Below are 22,759 nucleotides of genomic sequence, written 5' to 3'. Positions count from 1 at the left end.
GGGGAGTGAAGCGGTGGCGCAACGCCGTTGTCAACGGTGTTGCGCCACCAAGGGCGTGCGAAGGCGAGGAAGGGGGGCGGTCGGTGTGCGGGCTACGCTCCGCGCAGCGCGCGTACCCGGGTCTCGATGGAGGTGATCAGCGCCTCGACCCGGGCGTGGAAGATCTGTTCGTCCGTCACCTCGGCCAGCTCGCCGCTCAGTCGGGTGATGTTGGGGAAGCCCTCGGGGTCGACCAGGCGGTACTCGCGGCTCCAGGAGCTCTCGTCGGCCTCCCGGATCTCCGGGGGGAACAGCAGGTAGGCGGCACGCTGGCCGACGTACGCGAGCAGGGAGTCGCCGACCATCCGGTAGTGGACGGCGGCCTCGGCCCCTTCGAGTCCGGCCTCGGTCACGGCGCCGAGAATGAGCTCGACGACCCGGAACTCGTTGGGTCGGCGGGTGGTCCGGCTGGCCATGGTGGAGCCGACGACCGGGTACTTGAGCGCGACTTCGAGGGAGCCGTCGGCCAGCGCTCGCAGTCGGTCCTTCCATCCCAGGCCGTCGGGGATGCTGTCGAGCACCTCGCCGAGCGTGCGGTCGGCGACGGAGAGCAGCAGTTCGTCCTTGTCGCGGAAGTGCCGGTAGATCGCTGTCGGGTCGGCGCCGAGTTCCTCGCCGAGGCGTCGGACGGTGAAGGCGTCCTCGCTGCCGCGGGCGGCGATGCGCAGGCTCGCTTCGATGATCGCGTCGGGTGTGAGCTGGCTGCCCGCGCGCTTTGACCTGGTGGTGGTCTCGGATGACTTCGGCATGGTGCGGCCAGTGTATCGATTTGGAACAGAGCCAGCGCAACACCGTTGACAACATTGTTGCGCTCCCGTTCACTCCTCCTCAACGAACTAGCCGAGCGGGTTTCGACCCGCCGAGCCGGAGGATGTCGATGGGCAAGACCAGTCAGCGGGCCGACACCGTCTTCGTGGGAGGGAAGGTCTTCACCGGCACTTCACCCACCCCGATCGACGCGGCCGTGGCCGTCGGCGGCGGCCGGATCCTCGCCGTGGACGACGAGGCGGCGGTGCGCGCCCTCGCGGACGACGCGACCGAGGTGGTCGATCTCGCCGGAGGGCTCCTGATCCCCGGTTTCCAGGACGCCCACGTGCACCCCGTCGTGGCCGGCGTCCAGATGCTCGGCTGCGACCTGAGCGCCGAACACACCATCGACGGCTACCTGGCGGTGGTCGCCGCCTTCGCCAAGGACCATCCGGACACCGGCTGGATCCGCGGCGGCGGCTGGTCGATGGACGTCTTCCCCGGGGGCACCCCGACCCGGGCCATGCTCGACGCGGTCGTCCCCGACCGGCCCGTGCTCCTCACCAACCGGGACGGCCACGGAGCCTGGGTCAACACCCGGGCGCTCGAACTCGCGGGCGTCGACGCCGCCACCCCCGACCCGGCCGACGGCCGGATCGAGCGCGAGCCGGACGGCAGCCCGGCCGGCACCCTCCAGGAGGGCGCGGTGGAACTGGTCGCCCGCCACGTGCCCCTCGCGACCCCCGACGAGGCACACGCCGGACTGCTCGCCGCGCAGGAGCACCTGTTCTCGCTCGGTGTGACCAGCTGGCAGGACGCCATGATCGGCGCCTTCCCCGGCCACCCCGACAACCACGGCGTCTACCTGAGCGCCGCACGCGAGGGCTCCCTGCGCGCCCGCGTCGTGGGTGCCCTGTGGTGGGACCGGGAACGCGGCCTGGAGCAGATCCCCGACCTGGAGGAACGCCGCCGCACCGGACAGGTCGGCCGCTTCAACGCCACCACCGTGAAGATGATGCAGGACGGCATCGCCGAGAACTTCACCGCCGGAATGCTGGAGCCCTACCTCGACGGCTGCGGCTGCTCCACCGGCAACTCCGGTCTCAGCTTCATCGACCCCGAGGTGCTCACCGAGGCCGTGTCCCGCCTCGACCGCTCGGGATTCCAGATCCACTTCCACGCGCTGGGCGACCGCGCCGTGCGCGAGGTGCTCGACGCGCTGGCCGTGGCCCGCGCGGCCAACGGCGCCAACGACAACCGCCACCACCTCGCCCACCTCCAGGTCGTCCACCCCGACGACATCGGCCGATTCGCGGAACTGGACGCGGCCGCCAACATCCAAGCCCTGTGGGCCGCGCACGAACCGCAGATGGACGAGCTCACCATCCCCTTCCTCGGCCCCGAACGGGCCCGCCTCCAGTACCCGTTCGGCGACCTCCAGCGCGCCGGGGCCCGGCTCGTCGCGGGCAGCGACTGGTCCGTGAGCAGCCCCAACCCGCTGTGGGGCATCCACGTGGCCGTCAACCGCTCCGTACCGGACGAGGCCCCGGGCTCGCCCGAGACCTTCGAACCGGCGCCGCCGTTCTTCCCGGAGCAGGCCCTGACCCTCTCCCAGGCCCTCACCGCCTACACCGCCGGCAGCGCGTGGGTGAACCACCTCGACCACGTCACCGGCACCGTCGAGCCGGGCAAGTACGCGGACCTCGTCGTCCTCGACCGGGACCCCTTCGAGCACCCCCCGCTGGAGATCGCCGACACCCGCGTGCTGCGCACCTACATCGACGGCGAACCGGTCTTCGCCGCCACCGACTGAGCACTCCCAGCTGAACCGACCGCCCCGCCCCGGTCGCGCGTCACCCACCCCGCAGAGCTCATCCCTCAGGGAGTCAGACGATGTCATCAGCCCGTACGAGAACCCCGCTGACCCGCCGCACCCTCAACGCCGCCGCCTTCGCCGCCGCCACGGTGCTCGTGACGAGCGCGTGCAGCGGCACCGCGCACTCCGAGAAGGACCAGGCCACCGCCTACAAGATCACGAACCAGACGCCGGCCGCCGCCGGGAACCTGGACTCCTTCACCTGGTCGACCTTCGCCGAGCCGACCACCATCGACTACGCCTACTCGTTCGACTACCCGCCGAACCAGATCCTCGCCAACGTCTGCGAGAGCCTGCTGCGTTGGAACCCGGACCTGACGACCTCGCCGAACCTGGCGACCTCGTACACCAACCCCACGCCGACCACCTGGGTCTACCAGATCCGCCCCGGCGTGCGCTTCCACGACGGTACGAAGCTCACCGCCGACGACGTCGTCGCCTCCCTGCGCCGCAACCTCGACCCGGAGACGGCCAGCGTATGGGCAAGCCCCTTCCGCAACGTCAAGTCCGTCGACAAGACGGGGCCGCTGGAAGTCACCGTCACCCTCACGCAGCCCGACTCCAAATTCAACAAGTACCTCGCCGCGAGCCCCGGCACCGTCGAGTCCGCCGCCACCCTCGCCAAGTCCGGCAAGAACTACGGCAATCCGCAGACCGGCGTGAACTGCACCGGCCCCTTCGCCTTCGACACCTGGACCGCCGGCCAGTCGCTCACCCTCAAGCGGTTCGACGACTACTGGAACCCCCCGCTGAAGGCCAAGTCCGGCCAGGCCAAGTTCGTCTTCCTCGCCGACCCCACCACCCGCGTCAACGCCTTCCAGAGCGGCGAGGTCGACGGCGGCTGGATGGTCCCGCCGAACGCGTACGCCCAACTGGGCAAGACCCAGGCCGGAACGCTCTACTTCGGCCGCAACACCACCGTCGCCGACGAGATCGTCGGCAACCTCAAGGGCCCCCTCGGTGACCCCCGGGTGCGCCGGGCCCTGCTGATGGCCACCGACCGCAAGGGCATCGTCAAGGCCGGAGCCGGCGGGGTCGGCGAGGTCGCCGACTCGCTCGTCACCGACAACCTGTGGGCCGACGCCCCCGACGCGACCCGCGACAAGCTGCGACAAGACCTGCCGAAGTACCCGTACGATCCGGCCAAGGCCAAGGCGCTCGCCGCCGAGGCCGGAGTGAACGGCCAGAAGGTCGTGATCGCGACGAGCCCGCTCGACTCGCAGACCACCATCATCACCCAGGCGATAGCCCAGGCCGCCACGGCCATCGGCCTCAAGCCGGAGATCAACTCCCTCTCCGCGGAGAAGTACGGCACCCTCTTCACCGACCCGGCCGCACGCGAGGGCATCGACCTGTTCCTCACCTTCTGGTACACGTCGATCACCGACCCGCTCGACATGTACGGGGCCCTCCAGACCGGCGCCTTCAGCAACTACGGCAACTGGTCCAACCCCGCCTTCGACGTGGCCGTCGACAAGGCCATCGCCTCCTACGACCCGGGCCTGCGAGCGGAAGCCAACGCCGAGGCCCAGAAGATCGCCCTGGAGGAACTGCCCTGGCTGCCCCTGTACACCCAGCCCGTCAGCGTCTTCCTCGGCAAGAGGATCACCGGCGTCCAGCCCTCCATCGCCTACCTCTACTACCCGTGGGCGGCCGAGATCGGAGCCAAGGGATGATGGTCCTGGCGACGATCGTCGCCCTGACGCGGGCCGGACGGGCGCTGCGCCGGCTCGCCGGCATGGCGGCGACCCTGCTCGTCACCTCCTTCCTCGTCTTCTCCTCCCTGTTCCTGGCACCCGGGGACCCGGCGAGCTTCCTCACCAAGGGCCGCAGCCCCAGCCCCGAACAACTGGCCGAGATCCGCCGGCAGTACGGCTTCGACGAACCGTTCCTGGTCCGCTACTGGAACTGGCTCGAAGGAGTGCTCCACGGCGACTTCGGCCGCTCCTACCTCTTCCACCAGGACGTGAGCTCGGTCATCTGGTCGCGGCTGCCGTCGTCCCTGCTGCTGATCGGCGTGTCCGCCCTGATGATCGCCGTGTTCGGCATCGGCTCCGGGATCGTCGGCGCGCTGCGCCGCGGATCGCGCACCGACCGCACCCTCATGCTCATGGTGACGGTGGGCGCCGCCGCGCCCGCCTTCGTCGCGGCCCTGCTGCTCAGGTCCGTCCTGGGCGTACGGCTCGGCTGGTTCCCCACGATCGGCAACGGCGCCGGCGTCCTGGACCGGCTGCACCACGTGATCCTCCCGGCCGCCGCCCTGTCCGTGACCTTCACGGCCCTGGTGACCCGGGTGACCCGCTCGGCGATGCTCGACGAACTGCGCCGCGAACACGTGGAGGTCGCACTCAGCCGGGGGACCCCGCGGCGGACCGTCATCAGGCGGCACGTCCTGCGCAACGCGCTGGGACCGATCGTCACCGTCTCCGCGCTGCTCGTCTCGGGGATGCTCGTCAGCACCGCGATCGTGGAAACCGCCTTCGGGATGTCCGGAGTGGGCTCCCTGCTCGTGCAGTGCGTGGATCAGCTGGACTTCCAGGTGGTGCAGGCGATCGTGCTGCTCGTGGTGGCCGCCTTCGTGATCGTCAACGCCCTCGTGGACCTCGTCCAGCCGCTGATCGACCCGCGCTCGGCGGCCGCGGGGAGCGCCCGATGAACACCCTTCACGAAGCGGGCGCCGACACCGACAGCGGAACCCGCACCCCGGACGCCCCGCGCCCCGTACGCACCCGGCCCGACCGGTTCGCCGGGCTCCGCCGCCTCGGCGGTGGCCCACTCCAGCGGACCTGCCTCGTACTGCTCGTCGTGTTCGTGCTGGTCGCGCTGTTCGCCCCCTGGATCGCCCCCCAGGACCCGACCTTCGGCGCGCTCGGCGACACCCTGCTCGGGCCGAGTGCCGAGCACTGGCTGGGCACCGACCAGGGCGGCCACGACACCCTCTCGGCGCTCGTCGTGGGCACCCGCACCAGCCTCGCCGGCCCGCTCGCCGTCGTCCTCTTCTCCACCGTCCTCGGCATCGCCGTCGGCCTGTTCACCGCCTGGCGCGGCGGCTGGATCGACACCGCCGCCGGCCGGGTCCTCGACGTGCTGTTCGCCTTCCCCGCGCTGCTGCTCGCGATCCTCGCGGTGGCCCTGTTCGGCAAGGGGATGACGGCTCCGGTGCTCGCCATGGCGCTCGCCTACATGCCGTACACCGCGCGCCTGGTGCGCGGGCTCGCGGTACAGGAGAAGTCCCGCCCCTACATCGCCGCCTACCGGGTGCAGGGCCACTCCGCCCTGTACGTCACCGTCCGCGGACTGCTGCCCAACATCGCCCCGACCCTGCTCGCGCAGTCGACCGTGAACTTCGGCTACGCGCTGCTCGACCTCGCCGCGCTCTCCTTCCTCGGGCTCGGTGTACAGCCCCCCACCCCCGACTGGGGCGCCATGATCAACCAGGGGCAGGCGGCCGTCCTGCAAGGACAGCCGCTGTCCGCGATCGCGCCGGCCGTGGCCGTCGTCCTGGTCGTCGTCGCCTTCAACATCGTCGGGGAAGACCTCGGCGACCGCCTCGCGGGGAGGGACTCCTGATGACACTGCTCGCATACGACGACCTGCGCGTCACCCTCCCCGCCATGGCCCGCCCGGTCCTCGACGGCGTCGGCCTGCGGGTCGCCGCCGGGGAGGTCGTCGCCCTCGTCGGCGAATCCGGTTCCGGCAAGTCCGTCACCGCCCGCGCCGCCCTCGGCCTGTTCCCGCAGGGCGCCGAAGTCGGCGGCCGGGTCCGGGTGGACGGCACCGACCTGGTCGGAGCCGACCCCGCGAGCCTGCGCGACGTACGCACCAACAAGGCGGCGATGATCTACCAGGATCCCCGCGCCGCCATCAACCCGGTACACCGCGTGGGGGACTTCCTCACCGAGCCGCTGCGCGTCGTCCACGGCTGGACGAAGGCGCGCGCGGCGCGGCGGGCCGCCGAACTGCTCGACGCGGTGGGCCTGCCCGACCCGGTCCGGCACCTGGGGCAGTACCCGCACGAGCTCTCCGGGGGCATGCTCCAGCGCGTCGTCATCGCGGCGGCCCTCACCACCGAACCGAAACTGCTGCTCTGCGACGAGCCGACCACCGCGCTCGACGTCAGCACCCAGGCGGAGATCCTGGCCGTCCTGGGAAGGCTCCAGCGGGAACGCGGCCTCGGGCTCCTGCTCATCACCCACGACATCGAACTGGCGGCCTCCGTCAGCGACCGGATCTACGTGATGTACGCGGGCCGGATCGTGGAGGCGGCGCCCGTGGGGGAGCTCTTCGACTCCCCGCGGCACCCCTACACGGCGGGCCTGCTCGGATCCTCCCCGCCGCTCGCCGGCCCCCTGGCCCGGCTCACGCCCATCCCCGGAGCCCCGATGGGACTGCTGGAATCCGCGCCGGGCTGCGCCTTCGCACCGCGCTGCCGGTTCGCCGAACCGGCGCGCTGCGACCAGTCCCCGCCCGAGCTGCGGCCGCACGGCCCGGCCGAGGTCGCCTGCCACCGGGTCGACGAACTCACCCGCACGGAGGACAGATGAGCAGCGGAGAACTCCTGAAGGTCACCGGCCTGCGCAAGACCTACCGCACGGGCGGCACGGAGGTCGTCGCCGTCGACGACCTCTCCTTCTCCCTGCGCACGGGCGGCGCGCTCGGCATCGTGGGGGAGTCCGGGTCCGGGAAGACCACCACGGCCCGGATGCTGATCGGCCTCGAACGCCCCGACGCCGGCGAGATCCTCGTACAGGGCACACCGCTGGCGGCCTCCGTACGGGGAAGGCCGGCGCGGCTGGCGAGGGCCAAGGCCGTCCAGATCGTCTTCCAGGACCCCTACCTCTCCCTGGACGCGAGGCTGAGCATCGGCGCCACCATCGACGGGGTGCTCCGGCTGCACGGCATGACCGACCGTGCGGCCCGCGCCGTGCGGGTCCGGGAGCTGCTCGGGCAGGTCGGCCTCGGCGACCGCGAGGCCGCCGCCCTGCCCCGCCGCCTCTCGGGAGGCCAGCGCCAACGCGCGGCGATCGCCCGGGCGCTGGCGGTCGAACCCGCCGTCCTGGTGCTCGACGAGGCGGTGTCCGCACTCGACGTGTCCGTGCAGGCGCAGGTGCTGAACCTGCTCTCGGACATCCGCCGGGACACGGGCATCGGCCTGGTCTTCGTCAGCCACGACCTGGCCGTCGTGCGCTACGTCTGCGACGAGGCGCTCGTCATGTACCGGGGCCGCACGATGGAGCACCGCCCGGTCTCCGAGCTCCTCACCGACCCCCACCACCCCTACACGAGGCTGCTGTTGGCCTCCGTACCCCGACCGGGCTGGGACCCCGACTCGATCAGCCGCCGGCGCCGCGAGTCGGACCCCCTCGGCGGCGTTCCGACGGCATGACGCAGGGGCCGGGGCCCGTACCGGGGGCCCCGGCCGGTCTGTTGGCACCGCACCTAAAACGCCGGCCGCGGGCGGAGGCGGGGGATAGGTTCGGGGCGCTCCCGAACCGTTCCCGCTTCCCGAAGGCTGCCAGATGACGTTGATCCGTTCCGCCCGCCCCCACGAACTCCCCGCGCTGGTCGAGTACCCGGACGACCCCGAGCGCAACGCCGCGACCCGCGGCTACCTCGACGGGCTGCTGGAGACGAAGTGCACCCGGCCCGAGTGGTGCCTGGTCGCCGAGGACGGCGAGGGGCGGCTGGTGGGCAGCGTCGTGCTGTGGACCCTGCCGGGGCACGAGGTCCCGTACGCCTTCGTCCTCTTCGAAGCCCCCGCCGGGGAGACTGGGGTGGGGCCCGCGCTGCTCGACGCTGCGGCCCGGACGGCGCGCGAGCTCGGTGCGCAGGAACTGGAGCACGTCCTCGACTCGCCCGCGCAGGCACCGCAGTTCCAGCGGGAGCCGGAGCGCCGCGGCGAGCTGCTGCGGGGCTCCGGCTTCCGCGTGCTCCGCGACGGGCGCAGGTTCGGCCTGCGCGTTCCGGCCGAACTGCCGGCCGACGATCCCCGGCTGACGTTCCGTTCCCTGACGGACCTCGGCCCGGCCCCGTTCGTCGACCTGCTGGAAGCCCTCCTCGCCAAGACCTCGGACGCCCGGCTGGCCGCCGAGGTCCGGACCCGCGGGGCGCGGCGCGCCGCCGAGCAGCTCTTCGAGCAGACGGCGGAGCTGGAGCACGAGCCGGGATGGTGGGAGATCGGCCACGACGCCGACGGCACCCCCGCGGTCATCAGCCTGCCGGCGCGGAACCCGAGCGTGCACGTCATCGGCTTCGTCGGGGTCGCTCCCGCCCACCGGGGCAAGGGCTACGCCACCTCCGCCGTGATCCGCGGCACGCGCGTCCTCGCGGCACACGGCGCCACCGAGATCCGCGGGGACTGCGACGCGGCCAACACGGCCATGGCGAAGGCCTTCACCAGGGCCGGATACGAGAACTTCGCCGACCGGTTGGAGTTCGGCATGGCCCTGTGAGCCACCGGGCCCCGCTCGACGGCAGGCCCTACGCGCCGGCGGGATCGGGCACGAGCCCGTCGGCGATCAGGCCCGTCAGCACGGCCTGGCCCAGGACGTGCACCGCGGACTGGGGGCGGACCATCACCGTGAACTCCTTGATCCGGCCCGCCTCGTCGAACTGCAGCAGGTCGATCCCGTGCACCTGCTTGCCCTGCACCGTGGCCCGGAACGGCAGGATGACCGACGGGGCCTCCTCCCCGTCGCGGCCGGTCTCCGCGGCGCCCTCGAAGTGCCCCACGTAACGGAGGTCCTCGAAGGTGCGCAGCAGCACCCCGAAGAGCCCCAGCACCATCGGCTTGCCCTCGAAGGGCTTGAACTTGACCGGGCTGTACAGCCGGATGTCATCGGTGAACAGATCGTCCAGCACGCTCAGATCGCGCTTCTCCACCGCCTCGCGGAAGCGTTCGGCAGTCTCCACGGCCCCTCCTCGAAGTCATTCCATACTCATGAATATGAGTAATCAATTTCATGAGTAGGATGCAGGGCAGGGCGAGGAAAGGGAAGGGGCTGCTCCCATGGCGTTGAGACATGCCGTGCTGGCTTCGCTGCTGGGCGGAGAGTTCAGCGGCTACCAGTTGGCGAAGGGGTTCGACATCGGCGTCGCCAACTTCTGGCACGCCCTGCCACAGCAGCTCTACGCCGAGCTGGCCAAGCTGGAGCGGGAAGGCCTCGTCGCCGGCCGCGAGGTGGTCCAGGAGAGCAGGCCCAACAAGCGCCTGTTCCACGTCACCGAGGCCGGCCTCGCCGAGCTGGAGGCCTTCGCCGAGGCGGCGTCCAAACCCTCGGTCATCCGCGACGACCTCCTCGTGAAGGTCCAGGCCGCCGACGGCATCGACACGACACCCGTCGTCGCACAGCTCGAAGAACGGGCTGCCGCGGCCGAGGCCAAGATCGAACTCCTCGACGCGCTCCTGCGCCAGATGCGCGGCGAAGCGGACGAGGAGGAGTTCCTGCTCCGCGGCGAGGGGGTCGGCGGGTACCTCACCGCCCTGCGCGGCCGCGCTTTCGAACAGGGCCACCGGGACTGGTGCCTGCGCGCCGCGACCGTACTGAAGGAAAGGCGGACGGCCCGTGCCGGGCGGTGAGTACCTCCGTTACGTCGCCCTCGGCGACAGCCAGACCGAAGGACTCGGCGACGGCGACGACACCGTCGGCCACCGGGGCTTCGCCGACCGGCTCGCCGAGCACCTCGCGGCCGCCGAACCGCGCCTCCGGTACGCCAACCTGGCCGTACGGGGACGCGTCGCGGCTCAGGTGCGCGCCGAGCAGCTGGCACCGGCGCTGGCCATGAAGCCCGATCTCGCCAGCGTGGTCTGCGGGGTCAACGACCTGCTCCGGCCGTCGTTCGACGCCGAGGAGACGGTGGGGCACCTGGAGGAGATGTTCGCCGCGCTCACGGCGGCCGGAGCCCAGGTGGCCACCGTGACCTTCCCCGACATCGGGAAGATCGCCCCACTCGCCCGGCCGCTGCGCCACCGCGTGTCCGACCTGAACGACGGGATCCGGGCCGCGGCCGCCCGGCACGGGGTGGCCGTCGCCGAGACCGGCCGCGAGGCCGTCGGCACCGACCCGCGACTGTGGGCGGTGGACCGGCTCCACGCCAGTCCCCTCGGCCACGAACGCATCGCCGCGGCCCTCGCCCACGCCCTGCGGCTGCCCGGCAGCGACGACACCTGGACCAGGTCGCTGCCGCCCCTGCCGCCCGTCACGGGGCTGCGGACGGCGGTGGACGAAGCGCGCTGGCTGGCGGGCTTCCTCGGCCCCTGGCTCGGCCGCCGCCTGCGCGGCCGCTCCTCCGGCGACGGCCGGACCGCCAAGCGCCCCCGGCTCCTGCCGATGGACGGCTACGAGGCGGGCGCGACGGCGTAGCGCGCGAGGAACAGGTCCACTCCCGAGGCGACCACGCGGCCGAGTTCCGCCTGGTCGATCTCGGAGTCGGGGGCGAAGGTGCGGACCAGCTGGAGGATGCCGACGGTGCTCGCGATGAGCTGCTGGGCGGCGAGTGCGGGATCGGGGGCGTTCAGCCTCCCGAGCCTGCCCAGTTCGGTGATGGCCTCGGTCAGCGGCCCGTTGTTCATGTCGTAGGTGACCTGGTACCAGAGCCGGCCGAGCTGGGGGAAGCGGTCGATCTCGCCGATGACCAGGCGCCGCAGGGTCATGATGTCGGGGCGCAGCAACACGGTCGCGAAGTCACTGGTCAGCCCGATCAGCGCGGCCCGCAGGTCGGGGGCCTGCGCCAGGGCGGAGTTGCAGGGTTCGAGGTCCGCGTACGTCGTGGGCAGTATCCCGGCGATGACGGCGAGGAAGAGCCGCTCCTTGTTGCCGAAGTGCTTGTAGATGGTCGCCTTGGAGACGCCGGAGCGGCTGGTGATCGTATCCATGGAGGCGGCCGAGTAGCCCTCGGCGAGGAACTCCGCCGCGGCCGCGTCGATGATCGCCTGACGCTTGCGCTGAGCGCTGTCGGAGGGGTCCGGGATGATCGGGATGCCGTACGCGTCCGTGGCGCTCGCGGCGTTCTTGCTGTCGGCGTCCATGGGGTCGTCCTTCGAGTCTTGAGGGGGCCTCAGTATATGAACTGAACCGTTTCGTAGAGGCGCCGCCCTCAGGCCGGGGCGCTCCCCATCAGGCCCCGCTCGTAGTCGCGCTGCGCCTGCCGGAGCGCGGCCGCCGTGTTCATGACGACGGAGCCGCTGCGCGCCACGGGCTCGCGGATCGGCCCGCCGGCGCGATCCGGGCGTGGGTGCGGTGGTTTCCGAAGTGGTTTCCATGCGTCGAATGAACTACACCGAACGGTCCAGTGTCAAGACTGAACTGTTCAGTTGACATCGTGAACCGATCGGTTTAGTTTTTGGGCATCGAGATCGTTTCCCTCACTCCCTCGGAGCGCCGGCCATGTCTTCCTCGATTACCGTGACCCACCTCGGCACCGCCACCGTCCTCCTGGAGATCGGCGAGTTGACCGTCCTCACCGACCCGGCCCTCGACCGGACCGCGGCCGATTACCCGGCCGCACGGCCACTGCGCCGCACCGCCGGGGCCGCCCTCGCGGCCGCCGACCTCCCGCCCCTGGACCTCGTACTGCTCTCCCACGACCAGCACGCCGACAACCTCGACATCGCGGGCCGGGAGGTCCTCGCCGGGGCCGGCCTGGTGCTCACCACCCCCGAGGCGGCCGGCAGGCTCGGCGGCGACGCCGAGGGCCTGGAGGCCTGGGAGACCCGCGAGGTCACCGTCGGCGGCACCACCGTGCGGATCACGGCGACCCCCGCCCGTCACGGGCCGGCAGGTACCGAGGCGGTGACGGGGACCGTCACCGGCTTCGTGGTCCGCCACGACGGCGGCACGCTCTACATCTCCGGCGACACCGTCCGCCACGACGCGCTCGACGAGATCGGCGAACGCTTCGACATCGACACGGCCTTCCTGCACCTCGGCGACGCGCACTTCCCCGCCACCGGGGACCTGGCCTTCTCGCTCAGCGCCGCCGAAGGCGCCGAACTCGCCCGCACCCTCGGCGCACGCACCGTGATCCCCCTGCACTTCGAGTCCTGGGAGCACTTCACCGAGGACCCGGCCCGCATCGAGGAGGCCTTCGCCGCCCCCGACCTCGCCGGCCGTCTGCGCCGCCTGACGCCGGGCGTGGCCGAACGGCTCTGACCAGGCCGGCGGCCGTCGCCACGCAACCCACCACTCACTCTTCGGGAGAAACGAATGTCCATCGACACCCTGACCCGGGTACGCCACCACACCGTCGAGATCGAAGGGCTCCCGGTCTTCTACCGGGAGGCCGGCGACCCGGCCAACCCCACCCTCGTCCTGCTGCACGGCTTCCCCAGCAGCTCCGCGATGTTCCGCGACCTGCTGCGCGAACTCGCCGACTCCTACCACCTGATCGCGCCCGACCACGTGGGCTTCGGCCAGTCGGCCACACCGCCGGTCGAGGAGTTCCCGTACAGCTTCGAGAAGCTGACCGAGATCACCCTGGCGCTGCTCGACACGATCGGCGTCGAGCGGTTCGCGCTCTACATCCAGGACTACGGCGCCCCGATCGGCCTGCGCATCGCCAGCCGCAACCCGGAACGGGTGGTCGCGATCATCAGCCAGAGCGGCAACGCCTACACCGAGGGGTTCACCCCCTTCTGGGACGTCCTCTTCGCGCACGCCGAGGACCGGGGCACCCACGAGGCGGACGTCCGTGAACTCCTGACCGCCAAGGCCACCCACTGGCAGTACACGCACGGCGTCCCGGCCGACCGCCTCGAACGGATCAGCCCCGACACCTGGACCCTCGACCAGGCCTACCTCGACCGTCCCGGGAACAAGGAGATCCAGCTCCAGCTCTTCTGGGACTACCAGTTCAACCTCGACGGCTACCCGGCCTTCCAGGAGTACTTCCGCACCCACCGCCCCCCGCTCCTCGTCGCCTGGGGCAAGAACGACGAGATCTTCGGAGCGGCGGGCGCGGAGGCCTTCGCCCGCGACCTGCCCGACGCCGAGATCCACCTGCTCGACGCCGGCCACTTCGCCCTGGAGAGCCACGGTCCCGAGATAGCCGCGCTCATCCGCGAGTTCCTCGGCCGGGTACCGCGCTGACCGTCCATCCCGTGTCGTAACGTGGAATCAATACGGGGGACATGAGGTGTTAACCTCCGCCGCGCGTCCGGAACTGCTCCACGATCGGCGGACGCAACCCGGCCAAGGAGGCCCCATGATCACGCCCTTCGCGTCCGCCGATCCGTACGACGCCCGCCACGGGGCGCCGTACCCGGCGCAGCTCCACGCGCTGCTCGCGGACCGGTTCGCGCTCGACGGTTCGCAGACCGTACTGGAACTGGGCGCGATCGGCGCGGGCCCCGGCCCCGGCGTGCTCGCCCTGTCGTTGACACCGCAGGCCGAGCACGTCTACTCCGTGCACCCGGACCCGGCCGTGCTCGCCGAGGGGAGCCGGCTCGCGGAGGAGCGCGGCCGCGCGAACGTCTCCTGGCTGGAGGGCGACGCGTCCGCGGTCACCCGCCTCTGCCTGCCGCGCATCGACCTGTGCGTCATCGGCGGCGCCTTCCACCGGATGGACGGGGAACGGGTGCTGGCCGACCTCGACACCGTGCTCGCTCCGCGGGGAGGCGTCGCCGTGATCACCTCCCCGGACGGCCTCGAAGACCTGACCGACCTCCTCGCGAAGTCGGTGTTCTCCCGGGTCGAGACCACGAGTTGGGAGCAGCCGGTCGCCGCCGCGGCCGCCCTCGCCACGAGGCCGCGCCGCTGACCGCCGGAGACCCCGGTGCTCTGACCACTGGGTGCCGCTTCCGGATCTCGTAGAGCAGCCCGAGCCGGCAGACTCGACCGCATGCAAGAGGAGAGCCCGCACACCTCGGAGCCCGGTGAGTGGTCCACGGTCGACGGCCTCGGCGACACCATCGAGGAGCGGTGGTTCCGGCTGCGCCGGCGGCTCGGCGTTCGGGACCGGTCCCGCCTCCGGGAACTGGTCGAAGCCGCCTTCGCCGAGCCGCGATTGCGCGCGCTGTCCCCGGGGACCAGTGTCTACTGGCTCCGTTTCAGTCGCCGTGCCACCCCTCCTGTCCTCGGCGACCTGCCGTTGGTGCGGGCGCTGCAGGATGGCCGCTACGAGGTGCGCATGCCCGACGGCCGGCTGCGGGAGGCCGCGAGCACGGCCGAGGCCGTCTCCCTGGTCGTCGCCGCGCTGCCGACCGACCTCCCCACGTCTTAGTCGCCTCCGCCGCAGCCGCCCCCGCAACTGCTCGAACAACTGCTGCCGCAGCTGCTCGAGGAGCCGCAGCCGGAACCGCCGTCCGAACCGGAGCCGCTCGACGCCCGCTGCTCGCGTCGGCGGGCCTGCGCCGCCCGCTCCCGCAGACGGTAGGAGCTGTTGGCCGGGTGCCAGTTGCCCGGCCGGTTCCTGCGCTCGGGAACCAGCGGGACGGCCGTGACATCGGCGGCGACGACGGTGTCGCCGTAGATCGCCCCGTGTTCGAGGACGACTTCGGCGCCCTCGAACGGAACGCCGTACAAGAGCGCCTCGAAGGGCTCCTTGTGCCGGTCGATGTCGTGGTGGTCGATACGCAGCCGGTGACTCATTCCGCCGAGGAGGGACCTGGTCCGGTGCTCGGTGTTCTCGTACCGGTCGCGGAAGGCGATCAGGGCCGGGGCGTTCCTGGTGCGGGCGTCCGGGTACAGCCACAGGTGCTTCGGGCGGCGGGCCCGTACCCCCACGCGCATGACGGGCTGCGGCCCCCTGTGCAGCCGCCGGGCGGCCAGCCGGGCGGTGAAGCCCCGGCCGAGCAGGGGAGTGCCGGGGATCAGGAGGAGCATGGCGAGGCTCTGCCACCCGGCCGCGTCGTACGAGGTCTCCGCGCGCCGGGCGTCGAGGTCCTGGACCAGGCCCCAGCCGATCAGGGCGGCGGCGGCCAGGCAGAGCCCGCCGCCGACGAGCATCGGCCGCAGGCCCCGGCGGCGGTGCGCCTTGGGGAGCGTCATGGGGAGCGGAACGCGGACGTCGCCTGCGGCGGCGAGGGCGAGTTTGCGCTGGTGGTCACGGGACCCGATGCGCCACAGCGCGCCGGTGAAGGCGTAGGCACACCCCCCGATGACCAGGCACGCGCCCACCAGGCCCGCGGTGTCGCCCGCAGGCGCCGCGGACAGGGAGATGCCCGTCCTCACCGCGAGCACCGAAGCCGAGACCATGGCCGCCGCCGGCAGGAAGCGGAACCACAGCGGGAGGCAGAACAGCAGGACCACGTACCAGTAGTTGGCCCAACCGGTCCCCTGGCCGCCGCCCTCCGGCTGGTGCCGCTCGATCAGGATCATCCCGGCGAGCACGAGCGGGGCGAGCGCCCAGCAGCCCGCGGCGGGCGAGAAGAAGCCCGGCGTGCGGGCCGCCCACCAGATCCGGGCATCGGCCACGGCCCAGTCCGCGACGCCCTCCTTGGGTATCGCGGCCGGGGGCAGGTACTTGACGTTGTCGCTCACGGCGCCAGTATGAGGACCGATCCCCGCAGGCCAGAAGGGGCGCAGTGCAACGGAACGGCTACAGCGTCCGGCGCATGCAGACCCTCGGCCAGCGGTCCAGGCCGTGCTCCGCCTCCCTCGCCCGGATCTCCCGCAGTCCCGGAGTGAGCGCGCCGTCGTCCAGGCGCAGGAAGCCGCAGCGCTCGTAGTACGGGGCGTTCCAGGGGACTTCGGCGAAGGTGGTGAGCGTCAGCGCGGGCACCCGTTCGAGCAGGGCGTATTCCGCGAGGTGCTCCAGCAGGGCCCGGCCGATGGCACGGCGCGCGTGGTCCGGGTGCACCGACACCTGCTCGACGTGCAGGGCGCCGTCCACCCGGTCGGCGATCAGGTACGCGACCGGCGGCGCCTCCTCGTCGCCCACGGCCACCCAGGCCAGGCCGGCCTCCGCGTACCGGGCCAGCTCCCCGAGGGGCGGCGGCTCGTCGTCGGCGATCTCCGGCATGCCGATGTCCCGGAAGCACAGCCCGGCGGCCCGCTCGATGTCCTGGAGGGCCGTCAGTTCGTCACGGCGTACAGCTCTGATGTGCATGGGCCGCATTGTTCCACCCCAAGATCCCTTTTCCGTAAGCCAGTTGATCCATTGCGGGGGTGGGTACGATCGCTGCCGAGGGGGGACACATGACCTACAGAGGCGGCTCCGCGCTGCGCGCCTGCGGGTGCGCGGCAGCGGGCCTGTTGGTACTGGCGGGCTGTTCGACCGGGGGCGGGGGGAAGCGCGCCGCCGGCGAGCACACCCCGGCCGCGACGGCCGGCACGGCGAGCGGGAGCCCGAGCGGGACCACCACGTCCGCGAAGCCGACCGCGCCGCCCGCCCCCCTCGTCCCGGAGCTGGACGAGTCCAAGCAGCCCCGGACGGCGGCCGAAGCGCGCGCCCTCCTCGGCCGCATCGTCGTCGGCCAGGAGGCGTTCGGCCCCGAGATGACGCGCAGGACCCCGTTCGAGAGCGATCCGCGCCGCTGGCCCGTCCTCGACGAGGCCTGCGTCTGGCAGACCTCGCCGCTGCCCGACGACGTACTCGCCACCAGCACCCGCTACTTCCAGCTCCCCGCCCGGGAGGGCCGCGGACGGGTGCGGATCAACGTGACCGTCACCGTGCACCGCGACCGCCGGGACTCCGGTTGGGAGACCGCCCACGCCATGGAGGAGGTCCTGCGCTGCCCCGACCAGCGGCTGCGCGAGGGCGAGGAGCTCAAGGGCCTGTGGGGAGCCTCCCTCTACGAGGGTGAGCAGCTGAACGGCTGGACCGAGGACGCCTTCACCGAATCAGGCGAGTACGTCAGCGCGGAGGACGGCGGACCCCACCCCTACCTCTGGTCCCAGGGGCAGTTCGGGCCGGTCACCATCGCCGTGGCCGGCAAGGGCGCGGCGGGCTTCACGGTGGAGGAGCTGAGCGGGCTCGTCGTCCAGGGCACCTCCCGCATGATGCTCCAGGCCAGGCAGCAGCTCGGAAAGGCGGCGGGCTGATGGAAAGGCTCCTCCCCTCGGACCCCTCCCGGATCGCGGACCACCGCCTCCTCGGGCGGCTCGGCGCGGGCGGCATGGGCGTCGTCTACCTCGGCCGCACGGACGACGGAGCGCTCGCCGCCGTGAAGGTGATCCGCGCCGAGTACGCCGACGAGGCCGACTTCCGGGCGCGGTTCCGCCGCGAGGCGGAGATCGCCGCCGAAGTCGACAGCCCCTGGGCCGTCCGGATCACCGGCGCCGACCCGGACGCGCACGAACCGTGGCTGGCCACCGCCTTCGTCGCCGGACCCTCCCTGGCCGAAGCCGTCGCGGCCCACGGTCCGCTCCCGCTGCGCGCCGTACGGGTCCTCGGCAAGGCCATGGCCAAGGCCCTCGGGGTGATGCACCGGCAGGGCCTCGTGCACCGCGACGTCAAGCCCGGCAACGTCCTGCTCGGCATGGACCGGCCCCGGCTCATCGACTTCGGGATCGCGCGCGGCGGCGAACACACCGCCCTGACCTCCGCGGACGCCGTCCTCGGCACCCCCGGCTTCATCCCGCCCGAGCAGGCCGAGGGCCGCCCCGCCGAACCGGCCGGCGACGTCTTCGCGCTCGGCTGCCTCCTCGCCTACGCCGCCACCGGCCGGCTGCCCTTCGGCAACGGCACCGTCGAGGCGGTGCTCTACCGCACCGTCCACGACGAGCCCGAGTTCGGCCCGGAGGTCCTCGCCGACCCCGAACTCACCGCGCTGCTGCGCACCTGCCTCGCCAAGCACCCCGACATCCGCCCCACCGCCGCCGAACTCGACGAGGCGCTCACCGAGGACACTCCGGGCGAGGGCACCGCATGGCTGCCCGACCCGGTCGTCGCCACCATCGCGGAGCGGGCCGCCGCCCTGCTCGCCCTGCCCGGCATCGACGAGACCGCCGCCGACCCGGACGCGGCCCCCGCCCCCGGCGCCGGGCCCGCGCCCTCGCGCAGGCGCTTCCTCGGCTTCGCCGCCGCGGGCGCCGTACTCGCGGCCGGTGGCGGCCTGGCGGCCTGGCTCGCGCTGCGCGACGACGCAGAGCCGAAGAAGACGGCGGCCGCGCCCCGGCCCTGGGTGATCGGTGTGCAGGCCGACCTCTCCGGCCCGCAGAAGGCCCTCGGACAGGCCCAGGAACGCGGCGTACGGCTCGCCGTCGACGCCTTCAACTCCCGCAAGGACAAACCCTTCACGCTCACCGTCGCCACCGCCGACGACGCGGGCCGGGCCGACCGCTCCGCGGACGCCGCCGCCGGTCTCATCGCCAACCGCGACGTCCTCGCCGTCATCGGCCCGACCGGCAACGCCACGGTCACCTCCTGCCTGGAGCTGTACGGCGAGGCCGCGCTGCCGCTGCTCACCGTCTCGGCCCTGGCGACCTCCTTCGGCGTCACGGACCGGCGCAGCTTCTTCCAGACCAGCGCCCTCTCCCTGGGCCAGGGCTCCGCCGTCAACCTCCAGCTGGTCGGCAGCCAGGGAGCGCGCCGCCTCGGTGCGCTCTGCGACCGGGACGGCGACGTCGAGGGCTGGCAGGCGGTCCTGCAGGGCAACCGCACCCTGACCGTCGTCTCCCCGCAGGCCACCTCGTACGGACGGGTCGTGCCGCGCGGAACCGGGGACCTGTCGCCGGTCGTCAAGGACATGCTGGCCCACGGCATCGACTCGTTCTTCTACTCCGGCACCGCGGCGGGCGCGGCCAAGGTGGCCGGGCTGCTCGCCGCCGAGGGCTTCAAGGGGCCCCGGGCCGCCGACTACACCATCGTGGGCCCCGAGTTCCTGACCGCCGCGGGCCCGGCCGCCGAGGGCTGGCAACTCCTCGCCCCGTACACCGGGCCGGAAGCCCCCGGGGTCGCCGACATCGCCCGCGCCCACCGGGCGGCGTACGGCACGGCTCCCGACGCGTGGACGGCCGAGGCCTACGACGCGGCCGGTCTGGTCATCGACCGGCTCGTGACGGCGGCGGGCGGCGGCGCCCGGCCGGCCCGCGCCGAGCTGCTGTCCGCCCTCGCCAAGGGATCCTTCCGCGGCCTGACGAAGGAGTACGTCTTCGACGAGTACCGGCAGGTGAAGGGCAACACGTACTTCGCCCACCGGGTGGAGGGCGGCCGGATCCGCTACACCGGCCCGGCCGGCCAGGCCTCGCCGGCGTAGCGGCGGATGCGCCCCCTGCTGCCCGCCGATCCGGCCGCGATCGGCGGAAACCGTCTGCTGGGCCGCCTCGGCTCGGGCGGCATGGGCACGGTCTACCTCGGCCGTTCCCCCGCCGGGACCCTCGTCGCGGTCAAGGTGATCCGCGCCGACCACGGCGCGGACCCCGCCTTCCGCGCCCGGTTCCGCCGCGAGGCCGAGGCCGCGGCGGGGCTGACCGGGCGGTGGGTGGTCCCGGTGATCGCGGCGGACCCGGAGGCCCGCGAGCCCTGGCTGGCCACCCCGTTCGTCCCCGGGCCGTCCTTGTCGGAGGCCGTGTCCGGGTACGGTCCGCTGCCCGCCCGGAGCGTACGGATCCTCGGGGCGCGGCTCGCCGAGGCCCTGACGGAGGTGCACGCGGCCGGGCTGGTCCACCGCGACGTGAAACCGGGCAACGTACTGCTCGCCCCGGACGGCCCCCGCCTGATCGACTTCGGGATCGCGCGGGCGGCCGGCGCGACCACCCTGACCGCCGCGGACGCGGTCGTCGGCACCCCCGGCTACCTGGCGCCGGAACTGGCCCGCGCGGGCGGCCCGGTGCCCGGCCCGGCCGGCGACGTCTTCTCCCTCGGGTGCGTCCTCGCGTACGCGGCGACCGCGCGGGGTCCCTTCGGCGGCGGGCACGCGGCCGCGGTGGTCTTCCGCACCGTGCACGACGAACCCGAACTGGAGCAACTGCCGGGCGAGTTGCTGGAGGCAGTGCGCGCCTGCCTGGTGAAGGAGCCCGGGGCCCGGCCCACCCTCGCGGAACTCACCGTCCTGCTCACCGGGGGCCGCCCGGAGGAGGACGACGGACGGGACTGGCTGCCGGCCCCGCTGCCCCGGCTGATCGCCGAGCGCTCAACCCGGGCCCTGGACCTCCCCGCCCCCGAGCCCACCCGGATCGACACCCCGGAGGCCGGAGCGGGGAGGTTCACCCGCAGGCGGCTCCTCGCGGCGGGCGGAGCCCTGGTAGCGGTCGGAGCACCGGTCGCCTGGTTCACCACGCGGGGGCGCGGCGGCACCGGCACACCCCCCGCCGGTTCCGGGCGGGACCTGCCCGTGCTCACCCTGGGCCTCCAGGCCGATCTGACGGGCCCGGGCAAGACCACCGGCCAGGCCCATGAACGCGGCATGCGGCTGGCCGTCGACCAGCACAACGCCGCCAAGGACTCCGTGTTCCGCCTGGCGCTGCGCGTCACCGACGACGGCGGCGACCGGGCGCGCGCCGCGCAGGCCGTCAAGGAACTGGCCGCCGACCCCGCGGTGCTCGCGCTCGCCGGGCCCACCTGGGCCGCCGCCGGGCCCGACCTCGCCGAGACGTGCAACACGGCCGGTCTCACCCTGCTGCTGGTGTCGGTCAACTCCCTGGAGGACGCGCAGGTCCGCAGGTGGCGCACGATCTGCCCCACCAGTCCCCCCTGGGACTACGTGTCCAACGCCGTGATCCACTACCTGACCGTCGTGCGGCCCTCGCGCCGGACCGCGGTCGTGGAGGACGCGGCCGGGGGAGACGGGGGCTGGCGGCTCTCCCGCGTGCTCCAGCAGAGCCCCCCGGCCGGGGGATCGGTGAGCGTCCACCGGATTCCCGAGGGCGGCTCCGATTTCGCGGGGGCCGTACGCGACCTGACCGCGGCCGGGGCGGAGGGAGTCGTCTACGCCGGGACCTCGCCACAGCGCGCGGGGCTGCTTGCCCGTGCCCTGGCCGATGCCGGGTTCCAGGGTCCGCGGGCGGGCATCCAGGAGATCATGGAACCGGAGTTCATCGGCGCCGCCGGCCAGGCGGCCGAGGGCTGGGCGATCGGCGCCTTCTTCACCGACCCCGCGGGCGTGCCGGCCGCCGCCGAGTTCGTCGCCGCGTACCGGGCCGCCTACGGGGAGGCGCCCGCCCGCTGGGCCACCGAGGCGTACGACGGCGTGGGCCTGCTGGCCGCCTGCCTGACGGGACTCGGGGAGGACGCCCGGGACAGGGCGGGCCTGGCCCGCCGCTACCCCCGCCAGACGTACCAGGGCCTGGCCAAGCCGCTGGCCTTCAACGCCAACACCCACGAGCTGTCCAGTACGCGGCTGTCGCACCTCTACCGCGTCGAATCCGGTGCGTTCCGCTACCTGGGCCTCTACTCCGAAGTCACCTGAGGCGCAGCCGGCGCCGCCGCCGGATCAGGATCCCGGCGGCCGCCCCGGCGAGGGCGAGCACCGCCACGCCCGCGGTCGTCCACCACAGGCCGGAATCGGCGTCGTCTTCGGCCGGGTCGGGCGCCTGCGCGGTGGCCGGGGCACCGGCGAGGGTGGAAGCGGTCACGGGCGCGGCGGAAGTGGCCGGAGCCGAGGGCTGTGCCGAAGCCGCCACCGAGGGGGCCGGTGCGCCGGTGGCCGGCGCCGGGTCCACCACCGGTACGGCTACGTCGAGTTCTCCGTGCCCGAGGGCCGGGAAGCCCACGTCCACGGTGACCTTCCAGGAACCGGGAGGCAGGGCCTCGGCGGTGGTCCACGCGGCCCGCGAGGTGCCGGCGGCGCGGACGAGGCGCCAGGGCCCGAGCGTGCGCGAGCCGTCGGGGTTCGCCGCGTTCACGGTGGCGGCGACGGCCTCCTCGATGGCGTCCCCGTCGTTCTCCCAGGTGATGTCGGCGGTCACGCGGCCCTCCCGTTGCCCGGTCACCACCACCTTCACGGTGTCCCCGTGGGCGTGGGCCGCGACGGGCGTCAGGAACACGATGCCGAATACGGCGAATACGGCGGCCATGGCCCTTACGGTCCTTGCGGCCGTTGTGGTGGCTCGTACGGCCGGGAAAGCGATCTTGGTGCGCATCGTCGCGTCTCCGCTCGGGAAGAGGGGTCCGGGGGGGGGGGGGGGCCGCCCCCCCCCGCCCCCCCCCGGCGGGCCCCCCCGCCCCCCCCCGCCCCCCCCCCCCCCCCCCGCGCCCCATCGCGGGCAGGAGGGAGGA

At 73.0% G+C, this 22,759-nt stretch carries 23 protein-coding genes; 16 read left to right on the top strand and 7 right to left on the bottom strand.

What is annotated here, in order from left to right; genetic code table 11:
* Window positions 1-92: 92 nt before the first annotated feature.
* Window positions 93-788, bottom strand: coding sequence for a TetR/AcrR family transcriptional regulator (locus tag ACIQ5Y_RS17710; RefSeq protein WP_403880689.1), 696 nt, complete (start codon window positions 786-788; stop codon window positions 93-95).
* A gap of 122 nt (window positions 789-910) precedes the next feature.
* On the opposite strand from ACIQ5Y_RS17710, the gene ACIQ5Y_RS17705 reads away from it, so the two are divergent.
* The 7 genes from ACIQ5Y_RS17705 (at window position 911) to ACIQ5Y_RS17675 (ending at window position 9,114) form a co-directional block, all read left to right on the top strand.
* Window positions 911-2,599, top strand: a complete 1,689-nt coding sequence (locus tag ACIQ5Y_RS17705; protein ID WP_403880688.1) for an amidohydrolase — start codon at window positions 911-913, stop codon at window positions 2,597-2,599.
* Window positions 2,600-2,679: 80 nt separating this feature from the next.
* The gene (locus ACIQ5Y_RS17700) at window positions 2,680-4,338 is read left to right on the top strand and encodes an ABC transporter substrate-binding protein (RefSeq protein ID WP_403880686.1); all 1,659 of its coding nucleotides are present in this window, start codon (window positions 2,680-2,682) and stop codon (window positions 4,336-4,338) included.
* Window positions 4,335-5,318 carry an ABC transporter permease gene (locus ACIQ5Y_RS17695; protein WP_403880684.1) on the top strand — a complete coding sequence of 328 codons (984 nt, stop codon included), beginning with the start codon at window positions 4,335-4,337 and terminating at the stop codon, window positions 5,316-5,318. Before ACIQ5Y_RS17700 ends, ACIQ5Y_RS17695 begins: the two co-directional genes overlap by 4 nt.
* Window positions 5,315-6,232: an ABC transporter permease gene (locus tag ACIQ5Y_RS17690; protein ID WP_403880682.1), complete on the top strand. Its 918-nt coding sequence runs from the start codon at window positions 5,315-5,317 to the stop codon at window positions 6,230-6,232. The genes ACIQ5Y_RS17695 and ACIQ5Y_RS17690 overlap by 4 nt, the downstream gene beginning before the upstream one ends.
* Window positions 6,232-7,206: an ABC transporter ATP-binding protein gene (locus ACIQ5Y_RS17685; RefSeq protein ID WP_403880680.1), complete on the top strand. Its 975-nt coding sequence runs from the start codon at window positions 6,232-6,234 to the stop codon at window positions 7,204-7,206. Before ACIQ5Y_RS17690 ends, ACIQ5Y_RS17685 begins: the two co-directional genes overlap by 1 nt.
* A complete protein-coding gene (locus ACIQ5Y_RS17680; protein ID WP_403880678.1) occupies window positions 7,203-8,048 on the top strand; it encodes an ATP-binding cassette domain-containing protein in 846 nt (281 codons plus the stop codon). Before ACIQ5Y_RS17685 ends, ACIQ5Y_RS17680 begins: the two co-directional genes overlap by 4 nt.
* Before the next feature lie 133 nt (window positions 8,049-8,181).
* The gene (locus ACIQ5Y_RS17675; RefSeq protein WP_403880676.1) at window positions 8,182-9,114 is read left to right on the top strand and encodes a GNAT family N-acetyltransferase; all 933 of its coding nucleotides are present in this window, start codon (window positions 8,182-8,184) and stop codon (window positions 9,112-9,114) included.
* 28 nt (window positions 9,115-9,142) lie between these two features.
* Here ACIQ5Y_RS17675 and ACIQ5Y_RS17670 read toward each other — a convergent pair whose 3' ends face one another.
* On the bottom strand, window positions 9,143-9,574 hold the full coding sequence (locus ACIQ5Y_RS17670; protein ID WP_403880674.1) for a nuclear transport factor 2 family protein: 432 nt from the start codon (window positions 9,572-9,574) through the stop codon (window positions 9,143-9,145).
* A 97-nt stretch (window positions 9,575-9,671) separates the two neighbouring features.
* Here ACIQ5Y_RS17670 and ACIQ5Y_RS17665 point away from each other — a divergent pair, with 97 nt between their 5' ends.
* A complete protein-coding gene (locus ACIQ5Y_RS17665) occupies window positions 9,672-10,241 on the top strand; it encodes a PadR family transcriptional regulator (RefSeq protein WP_403880672.1) in 570 nt (189 codons plus the stop codon).
* Window positions 10,228-11,025 (top strand): SGNH/GDSL hydrolase family protein, encoded by a 798-nt coding sequence (locus ACIQ5Y_RS17660; RefSeq protein WP_403880671.1) that lies wholly within the window; start codon window positions 10,228-10,230, stop codon window positions 11,023-11,025. Before ACIQ5Y_RS17665 ends, ACIQ5Y_RS17660 begins: the two co-directional genes overlap by 14 nt.
* Here the strand turns inward: ACIQ5Y_RS17660 and ACIQ5Y_RS17655 are convergent.
* Window positions 11,001-11,690 carry a TetR/AcrR family transcriptional regulator gene (locus ACIQ5Y_RS17655; RefSeq protein ID WP_403880669.1) on the bottom strand — a complete coding sequence of 230 codons (690 nt, stop codon included), beginning with the start codon at window positions 11,688-11,690 and terminating at the stop codon, window positions 11,001-11,003. The two genes, ACIQ5Y_RS17660 and ACIQ5Y_RS17655, sit on opposite strands and share 25 nt — an antisense overlap.
* 68 nt (window positions 11,691-11,758) lie before the next feature.
* Entirely contained in the window at window positions 11,759-11,869 is a 111-nt protein-coding gene (locus ACIQ5Y_RS17650; RefSeq protein ID WP_403881012.1) for a hypothetical protein, read from the bottom strand.
* 179 nt (window positions 11,870-12,048) lie between these two features.
* On the opposite strand from ACIQ5Y_RS17650, the gene ACIQ5Y_RS17645 reads away from it, so the two are divergent.
* The 4 genes from ACIQ5Y_RS17645 to ACIQ5Y_RS17630 all read left to right on the top strand — a co-directional run bounded on the left by ACIQ5Y_RS17645 (window position 12,049) and on the right by ACIQ5Y_RS17630 (window position 14,881).
* On the top strand, window positions 12,049-12,813 hold the full coding sequence (locus ACIQ5Y_RS17645; protein ID WP_403880667.1) for an MBL fold metallo-hydrolase: 765 nt from the start codon (window positions 12,049-12,051) through the stop codon (window positions 12,811-12,813).
* Window positions 12,814-12,867: 54 nt separating this feature from the next.
* Window positions 12,868-13,749: an alpha/beta fold hydrolase gene (locus ACIQ5Y_RS17640; protein ID WP_403880665.1), complete on the top strand. Its 882-nt coding sequence runs from the start codon at window positions 12,868-12,870 to the stop codon at window positions 13,747-13,749.
* Between the two features lie 115 nt (window positions 13,750-13,864).
* Window positions 13,865-14,419 carry a class I SAM-dependent methyltransferase gene (locus ACIQ5Y_RS17635; RefSeq protein ID WP_403880663.1) on the top strand — a complete coding sequence of 185 codons (555 nt, stop codon included), beginning with the start codon at window positions 13,865-13,867 and terminating at the stop codon, window positions 14,417-14,419.
* Window positions 14,420-14,500: 81 nt separating this feature from the next.
* Window positions 14,501-14,881: a DUF6193 family natural product biosynthesis protein gene (locus tag ACIQ5Y_RS17630; RefSeq protein ID WP_403880662.1), complete on the top strand. Its 381-nt coding sequence runs from the start codon at window positions 14,501-14,503 to the stop codon at window positions 14,879-14,881.
* Here the strand turns inward: ACIQ5Y_RS17630 and ACIQ5Y_RS17625 are convergent.
* Window positions 14,878-16,140, bottom strand: a complete 1,263-nt coding sequence (locus ACIQ5Y_RS17625; protein ID WP_403880660.1) for a hypothetical protein — start codon at window positions 16,138-16,140, stop codon at window positions 14,878-14,880. The two genes, ACIQ5Y_RS17630 and ACIQ5Y_RS17625, sit on opposite strands and share 4 nt — an antisense overlap.
* Before the next feature lie 58 nt (window positions 16,141-16,198).
* Window positions 16,199-16,708, bottom strand: coding sequence for a GNAT family N-acetyltransferase (locus ACIQ5Y_RS17620; RefSeq protein WP_403880658.1), 510 nt, complete (start codon window positions 16,706-16,708; stop codon window positions 16,199-16,201).
* Window positions 16,709-16,797: 89 nt separating this feature from the next.
* Between ACIQ5Y_RS17620 and ACIQ5Y_RS17615 the strand changes: the two genes are divergently transcribed.
* From ACIQ5Y_RS17615 to ACIQ5Y_RS17605, 3 genes are read left to right on the top strand one after another with little or no spacing between them, the layout of a single operon-like run.
* Complete coding sequence (locus ACIQ5Y_RS17615) at window positions 16,798-17,643, top strand: hypothetical protein (RefSeq protein ID WP_403880656.1); 846 nt, start codon at window positions 16,798-16,800, stop codon at window positions 17,641-17,643.
* Entirely contained in the window at window positions 17,643-19,799 is a 2,157-nt protein-coding gene (locus ACIQ5Y_RS17610; protein WP_403880655.1) for a bifunctional serine/threonine-protein kinase/ABC transporter substrate-binding protein, read from the top strand. Before ACIQ5Y_RS17615 ends, ACIQ5Y_RS17610 begins: the two co-directional genes overlap by 1 nt.
* A 6-nt stretch (window positions 19,800-19,805) precedes the next feature.
* Window positions 19,806-21,950, top strand: coding sequence for a bifunctional serine/threonine-protein kinase/ABC transporter substrate-binding protein (locus tag ACIQ5Y_RS17605; protein ID WP_403880653.1), 2,145 nt, complete (start codon window positions 19,806-19,808; stop codon window positions 21,948-21,950).
* On the opposite strand, the gene ACIQ5Y_RS17600 is transcribed toward ACIQ5Y_RS17605, so the two are convergent.
* Window positions 21,943-22,557 carry a hypothetical protein gene (locus tag ACIQ5Y_RS17600; RefSeq protein WP_403880652.1) on the bottom strand — a complete coding sequence of 205 codons (615 nt, stop codon included), beginning with the start codon at window positions 22,555-22,557 and terminating at the stop codon, window positions 21,943-21,945. The two genes, ACIQ5Y_RS17605 and ACIQ5Y_RS17600, sit on opposite strands and share 8 nt — an antisense overlap.
* Window positions 22,558-22,759: the final 202 nt, after the last annotated feature.

This window comes from Streptomyces sp. NPDC096339, assembly GCF_044762985.1.
In the GTDB taxonomy this organism is placed as follows: domain Bacteria; phylum Actinomycetota; class Actinomycetes; order Streptomycetales; family Streptomycetaceae; genus Streptomyces.
This window is presented reverse-complemented; position numbering and strand designations above follow the sequence as displayed.